Origin of the sequence: Saccharopolyspora sp. NPDC002686 (assembly GCF_040295745.1) — a bacterium.
Classification (GTDB): domain Bacteria; phylum Actinomycetota; class Actinomycetes; order Mycobacteriales; family Pseudonocardiaceae; genus Saccharopolyspora; species Saccharopolyspora oryzae.
In genome coordinates this window covers 1-2,680 of record NZ_JBEOVY010000578.1, presented here as the reverse complement: position 1 = coordinate 2,680, position 2,680 = coordinate 1, and the positions used below count along the sequence as shown (strand labels likewise).

General features: G+C 71.9%; 2 protein-coding genes. One reads left to right on the top strand and one right to left on the bottom strand.

Annotated elements, in window-relative coordinates; all coding sequences use genetic code 11:
• The coding region (locus ABTZ89_RS37785) for a DEAD/DEAH box helicase (protein ID WP_351054094.1) at positions 1–1,364 on the bottom strand (1,364 nt) is incomplete at its 3' end.
• 548 nt (positions 1,365–1,912) lie between these two features.
• Here ABTZ89_RS37785 and ABTZ89_RS37780 point away from each other — a divergent pair.
• Positions 1,913–2,599, top strand: a complete 687-nt coding sequence (locus tag ABTZ89_RS37780; protein WP_270948797.1) for a ferritin-like fold-containing protein — start codon at positions 1,913–1,915, stop codon at positions 2,597–2,599.
• Positions 2,600–2,680: the final 81 nt, after the last annotated feature.

The following is a 2,680-nucleotide window of genomic DNA, read 5'->3' as shown; positions in this document are numbered from 1 at the left end:
GCCTCGGCTCCGCCGCGGGTGCGGCGGCGCTGACGCGTGCGCGCGGGCCGGGTCTCGGAGTCGCTGTCCTGGCGGGCACCGGCGTCGGCTTCGCCTCGGGACTCCTTGCCACCGCGGGTGCGGCGGCGGCTGCGGCGCGGGCGCTTGGCCTCGCCGCCCTGCGCCTCGGGCTCGGCGTCGAGGCCTTCCCGGGTGCGCTTGGACAGCGGCAGCCGACCGGTGACGTCGGTCGGGATGTCGAGGTCGGTGAACAGGTGCGGCGAGGTGGAGTAGGTCTCCACCGGCTGCGGCTTGTCCAGGCCGAGCGTGTCGCTGATCAGCTTCCAGCGGGGCTCTTCGTCCCAGTCGACCAGCGTGATCGCGACGCCCTCGCGGCCGGCCCGGCCGGTGCGGCCGATGCGGTGCACGTAGGTCTTCTCGTCGTCCGGGCACTGCAGGTTGATCACGTGCGTGACCCCGGCGACGTCGATGCCCCGGGCCGCCACGTCGGTGGCGACCAGGATGTCGACCTTGCCGGAGCGGAACGCGCGCAGCGCCTTCTCGCGGGCGCCCTGACCGAGGTCGCCGTGCACCGCGCCGGCCGCGAAGCCGCGCTCGGTGAGCTCGTCGGCCACCTTCTGGGCCTGCCGCTTGGTGCGGCTGAAGATCATCGCCAGCCCGCGGCCCTCGGCCTGCATGGCCTTGGCGATCAGCTCGGCCTTGTCCATCGCGTGCGCCCGGTAGATGAACTGCTTGGTGCGCTCGTGGACCGCGCTCTCGTCGGCCTGCTCCGCGCGGATGTGCGTGGGGCGGGTCATGAAGGTGCGGGCCAGGGTCAGGATCGGGCCCGGCATGGTGGCCGAGAACAGCATCGTCTGCCGCTGCTCGGGAACCATGTGCAGGATCCGCTCGATGTCGGGCAGGAAGCCCAGGTCGAGCATCTCGTCGGCCTCGTCGAGCACCAGGCCGCGGACCTTGCCGAGCACCAGGTGGCGCTGTTCGGCCAGGTCGAGCAGGCGGCCGGGGGTGCCGATGACGACGTCGACGCCCTTCTGCAGGGCGGAGATCTGCTCCTCGTAGGGGCGGCCGCCGTAGACCGCGACGGTGCGCACGCCCAGGTGCTTGCCCGCGTCCGTGAGGTCGCGGGTGACCTGCAGGCACAGCTCGCGGGTCGGGACCACGACGAGCGCCTGCGGGGTGCCGTCGCCGGGCACCTGCACGCGGTGCAGCAGCGGGACGCCGAAGCCCAGCGTCTTGCCGGTGCCGGTGCGGGCCTGGCCGATCAGGTCCTCGCCGTTCATCGCCAGCGGCAGGGTCAGTTCCTGGATGGCGAAGGTGCGTTCGATGCCCGATTCGCTCAGCGCCCGGACGATGTCCGGGTGCACGTCGAGCTCGGCGAAGGTCGGGGCTTGCGGGGTGGCGTTCGCGGTTCCCGGCTCCTCGGCCTCGGGACTGCCGCCGTTGGGGTCTTCGAGGCCGTCCGGGGCCTGGGTGTTGGTGAACGTCAGAATGATCGCCTCTCTCGGTACCTGCGCGCTCGCGTCCCGGTTCGGGTCGATCCGTGGCGACGGCCTCCGAGGACTGCGGCCTGCTGTTCCCAGCCGCTCGCTGTGCTCGTGGTCACCGACGTGATGATGCGCGCCTCTGTTCGCTCAGCGGAGATCCGCTGCGGTTCGTTCCTCTCGGCGTCGCGTACGCCAAAACCGGCGTGCGAGCTCTCGTGGGCCGCGTTCGCGCCGGCAGTGGTCCGGGGCCGTCCCGCTCGGGCTGTCGCGCCCGGATCGTGACGTTCGGGGAGCCAGCCCCGCGGTGCGCGACCGGCAGGCCGCCCGCTGGACGCCGAAGCTCCTCCGATGTCAAAGGATACCTGTTGGTCGGCCGTTCTGACCGTGGCGCGTATAACTCGGGCGCGCCGCCGGTTACGCTCGCAGCCATGAGTGAGGCTGACCAGAACGCGGCGCTGCCGGGAGAAAGTGACGAACGTTACTCGGAAGGCGTCGTGGATCTGCTGGCGGCACTGGCCTACGGCGAGCTCACCGCGTTCGACCGTCTCGCCGAGGACGCGCGCACCGCACCCACTCTGACCGGGCGCGCAGCGCTGGCCAGCATGGCGGCGGCGGAGATGGGGCACTACCGGCTGCTCGAGGAGCACCTCGCCGGGCGCGGGGTGGAGATCGGCGCCGTGATGGAGCCCTTCGCCGAGCCGTTCGAAGCGTTCAACGCCTCCACCGCGCCGCATTCGTGGCTGGAATCACTCGTCAAGGCCTACGTCGGAGACGGTCTGGCGGCCGATTTCTACCGCGAGGTCGCCGAGTGGCTCGACCCGACGTCGCGCGATCTGGTGCTCGCGGTCCTGGCCGACACCGGGCACGCGGCCTTCGCCGAGCGCGAGGTGCAGGCGGCCTGCGAGGACGACCGGCAGCTGCGCGACAAGCTGACGCTGTGGGGTCGGCGCCTGCTGGGCGAGGCGATCATGCAGGCGCAGCGGGTGGTCGCCGAGCGCGACGCGCTGGCCGAGCTGATCATCAAGGGCTCGGGCGACCTGACCGGCATCGGAGCCATGTTCCGCCGCCTGCAGAGCAACCACGGCAAGCGCATGGAGCGCCTCGGCCTCGGCTGACCCCGCCGCCGACCAGGCCGAGCACCGCCCGCGCGACGATCCGTGGCCGCTCCATCTGCGCTACATGACCCGTTCGTGGTA